This window comes from Streptomyces diversicolor, from assembly GCF_057537855.1.
Genome location: NZ_BAAJXA010000101.1, coordinates 1 through 4083, shown reverse-complemented (window position 1 = coordinate 4083; position 4083 = coordinate 1). Strand labels below are relative to the sequence as shown.

The 4083-nt window shown below is 71.9% G+C and carries 1 protein-coding gene; it reads right to left on the bottom strand.

Annotated features, from left to right (window positions below):
- Positions 1-270: 270 nt before the first annotated feature.
- On the bottom strand, positions 271-4083 hold a 3813-nt coding region (locus AC27LF_RS45250; RefSeq protein ID WP_479665180.1), incomplete at its 5' end, for a non-ribosomal peptide synthetase.

Genomic DNA, 4083 nt, shown 5'->3' with positions numbered 1-4083 from the left:
TTGAACGTCGAGGTGGGTCACCGCATGCGGTGACCCACCTCGACGTTTGCGTTCCCCTGCGGGCAGCGGCCCGTCTCTGTCGCGCCTGGCTCCGTTCCGCGGCCACCGTCAGTGCACCCGAGGGGCCCCTCGAAGGAGGGAGCCACCACCACCCGACGGGGGAGCAACGGGGCCCCACACGAAGCGGTGCCCGGGCCTGCCCCGTCGTCGTTGGGTCAGGCCCGGCACCGTCCGGTGGAGTGAGGGCCTCAGGCGCTCACGGCTCGGGGCTCAGGCCCCCCGCTTCTCTCGCGACGCCAGCCACTCCGACATGACCTCCCATGCCGCTCCCAGCATGTCGGGCCGTGCCATGTCCGAGTGCCCGCAGGGGAGACGGACCGATGTGATCTGCCGGGTGAGGTAGGGCTGCCACAGGGACTCGAACGAGAAGTCCGCCGGCTTTCCCTCCTCCGCGATGAGCAGCAGCGTGTCCCCGCCGAAGGTGCCGTAGGCATGGCGGTCCCTCAGCGTCGCGTTGTTGTCGAACACGTGGGTCAACAGGGCGACTTCGTCGTCGTCGACTCCGCCCAGCACCGGACCGAGTTCGGCACGGACGCGCTGCGCCAGGCGTGCCGGGCCGTCGGCCGCGTCGCTCGCGCGAGTCGCGGCCTCTGTCCCTGGAATGGGCGGGAACGCGTCCATGAGGATCAGCGACACCTCCTCGCCCTCGGCCTCAAGCCGCACCGCGATCTCGTGTGCGGGAGTTCCTCCGAAGGACCAGCCGACGAGGTGGTACGGACCCGACGGCTGCAGTGCGCGCATGCGGGTCACGTACTCGGCGGCCATGTCGGCGACCGACACCGCCGGCTCCCCGGAGCCGTCAAGGCCCTGTGCCTGGAGGCCGTACAGCGGGTGCTCCTGGGGGATGAAGCGGGCGAACGGCATGTAGCACCAGCTCAGTCCACCCGCGGGGTGGATGAAGAAGAAGGCCGGTGCGGTGCCGCCGGTCCGGATCGACAGCACGCCGTCGAGGGCGTCCCGCACCGACGTCAGGCCGAATGTCTGCATCAGCCGTGCCGGTGTCGGGTTGGTGATCAGGGTGCGCAGCGACACGGTGACACCCTTGCCCCGCAGCCGCTCCACCAGCGAGACCGCCATGAGCGAGTGGCCGCCGAGCGCGAAGAAGTCGTCGTCGGCACCGACCGCCGGCACGCCCAGGACGTCGGCGAACGTCTCGCACACCAGGGCTTCGAGCGCACCTGTGGCGCCCCGCCCCGGCGAGGGTTCCCCGGCGGTCCCCGTCGCGAAGGCGGGGGCGGGCAGGGCCCTGCGGTCCACCTTGCCGTTCAGCGTCAGCGGCAGGGAGTCCAGGACCGTGATCGAGGACGGCACCATGTAGTTCGGCAGCCGCTCGGCCGCGAAGTCCCGCACGGACCCGGCCAGCGTGCCCGGATCGGGGTCCCCGGCCGCAGGGACGACGTAGGCGATCAGTCGCTTGCCGCCCTGGGGGTCCTCGTGCACGACGACGGCCACCTGACTCAGGAGCGGATGCCCGTCGAGCACCTCCTCGATCTCGCCCGGTTCGATCCTGAAGCCACGGATCTTCACCTGGTCGTCCGAGCGGCCGGCGAACTCCAGGTTTCCGTCCGCCCGCCACCGGACCCGGTCGCCCGTCCGGTACATGCGCTCACCGGCGGCCCCCGGCGAGCACGCCACGAAGCGCTCCGCCGTCAGGCCGGGCCGTCCCAGATAGCCGCGGGCCAGGCCCGCACCGGCCAGGTACAGCTCGCCGACCACCCCGACCGGCACCGGGTTGAGGGAGTCGTCGAGCACGTAGGCGCGGGTGTTGGCGATCGGGGCGCCGATCGGTACGGTGCCCGACTCCAGCCCGGGGCGGCAGCGCCACGCCGTGGCGTCCACCGTCGTCTCCGTGGGGCCGTAGGTGTTGAACAGCACCCGTCCGGCCGACCAGCGCTCCATCAGCTCGGGAGGGCATGCCTCGCCGCCCACCTCCAGGACCACCCCGGTCCCGATCGCCCCGTCCGGCATCGTCGCCAGGGCGGCAGGGGGCAGCGTCGCGTGGGTCACGGCCTGCTCGGTCATGAACTCGGCCAGTTCCGCGCCGAGCCGCCGGTCCTTGGGCACGATCACCAGAGCCGCTCCCGTCAGCAGGGCGAGCGACCACTCGGAGCAGAAGTTGTCGAAACCGACCGACGCGAACTGCGCCACCCGGTGGCCCGGCTGTACGCCGAACCGCGCATGGCTGGCCGACAGGTTGGCGAACCCCGCGTGCGAGACGACCACGCCCTTGGGCCGGCCGGTCGAGCCGGAGGTGTAGATGACGTACGCCGGGTTCTGCCTGCGCGGCGGCGCCAGCGGGCCCGCGTCCCTGGTGTCTCCCGCGTCGGGTTCCCCGGGCGCGTCCAGCACCCGCACCGGCACGTCGCAGTCCTGCGGCACGACCCGCCCGCAGCGTGAGGTGGTGAGGATGCACACGGGCCTGGCGTCGTCGAGCGTATAGACGACTCGCTCGACGGGATGGTCAGGATCGATGGGCAGGTAGGCGCCGCCGGCCTTGAGCACGGCGAGGATCGCCACGATCAGCTCGGCGGAGCGCTCGGTGAGCACCGCCACCACCGACTCCGGACCCACGTCGTGCTCCGACACCAGGCGACGGGCCAGCCGGTTCGCCCGCGTATCCAGCTCGCCGTACGTCAGTTCAGCGCCGTCGCACACGATCGCGACGGCGTCCGGTGCCCGGGCCGCCTGTGCCGCGAACAGCTCCGGCACCGTGGCCTCCTGGACCGGCGTGTCGGTGCCGTTCCAATCCGCCAGCACGCGCCGCTGCTCGTCCCCGTCGAGCACGGTCACCGCGGCCAGCCTGCTCTCCGGGCCGTACTCCAGCGCGGCCACCAGGTTGTCGAGGCAGGTGTGCAGCAGCCTGCACACCGCCTGCCCGTCCACCGACCGCACCGCTTCCACGGTCAGCCCGAACCCGGCCCCGAGATCGTCCACCGAAATGGCGACCGGGTAGTTGGTGGTGTCCCGGGCGAACACCATCCGGATGCCCCCGGGCGCGGCGCCGTCCTCCTTGCGGGGCTCCTCGCTCGGGCGCTGACCGTGCCGGAAGTTGAAGATCGAGGTGAACAGCGGAGTGCCGCCAGGGACGCCACTGGCCTGCTGCGCCAGGGTCAGCGGGGCGTGCTCGTGCACCATGAGCTCCGCCAGCTGGCTCCGCAGGCCCTCCAGTGCCTCTCCGACACCCGTGGCGTCCACGCGGACCCGCACGGGCAGGGTGTTCAGGAAGAGACCCGGCACCCGGTCCGCGCCGGTTCCGGCGTTCATCCGTCCGAACAGCACGGTGCCGAACACGACGTCGTCACGGCCGCTGATCGTGGCCAGCACCCGCGCCCAGGCCAGGTGGAACACGGTGGCCGGGCTCACGCCGAGCGACCGGGCGACGTCACGCACTCGCCGGCCGACCTCGTCGTCGACGCCCAGGTGCGCACGCTCGACACCGCTGCCGTCACCGTGCACGTCCAGCAGGCCATAGGGAGCGGTGGTCTCCTCCACGTCCCCCAGCAAGTCGGCGAAGTGCCGCTCGTGTTCCTCGCGCGGGACGCCCAGCCGGGCCTGCGCGACGAAGTTCCGGAAGGGCAACGGCTCGGGCAGGGAGTCCTCCCGGCCCGACAGGAACGCGCCCATCTCGTGCAGCAGTACGTCCTGCGTGGTGTGGTCCTGGATCAGGTGGTGCATCCGCAGCAACGCCAGCCATCCACCGTCCTGGCCGGGTTGTTCGGCGGTGTGGACGTCGATCAGCGGAGCGCGGCCGATGTTCATGGTCGGTCCGGCAGCCGCGATCAACTGCTCCACCGCGGCGGGGCCGTCGGCGGTCAACCCCACGGAGCTGACCGGGAGTTCGACCCGGCGGACCACGACCTGGACCGGCTCGCGCAGCTCCTGCCACAGGATCGCGGTCCGGTAGATGTCGTGCCGATCGACCACCCGCTGCAACGCGCCGAGGAACGCGTCCAGCCGCTCCCGCGAGTCGAAGCGGATGACTCGCGGGGCCGCGTACACGTCCGTGCCACCGTCCGTCTGCAG